The sequence below is a fragment of the Dellaglioa sp. CoH-55-MRSF-8 genome (assembly GCF_056782195.1).
Window position 1 is genome coordinate 1 of sequence record NZ_JBXAYH010000172.1, and the last position, 286, is coordinate 286.

At 59.8% G+C, this 286-nt stretch carries 1 protein-coding gene; it reads right to left on the reverse strand.

Annotation, left to right across the window (positions count from 1 at the left end; genetic code table 11):
- A partial coding sequence (locus AC1RPW_RS08390) for a hypothetical protein (RefSeq protein WP_481769507.1) occupies positions 1–286 on the reverse strand: 286 nt, incomplete at both ends.

The following is a 286-nucleotide window of genomic DNA, read 5'->3' on the forward strand; positions in this document are numbered from 1 at the left end:
CGTTGAAGACTTACGGGCCTTCACCGTGAATCCGTTACTGAGCCGCACTGTCACGTGTTTCGCGGCAGTACCGCACCGCACGATCTCGCCCTCACCGAATTCGGTGTGGACTGCGCGCCCCTTCAGTTCAGAGAGCGCCGTATCCACGACACCCGAGATACGCTCGCTATCCGCCTCGTCATCAGACGACGTGTAATCGTCTTCCACCTGATTCAGGTAGTCGTCGATGCGCGTAAGCCCCAACTTCTCCATGCCCGCGACGTTGGCACCCGGTGTGTAGGGCACA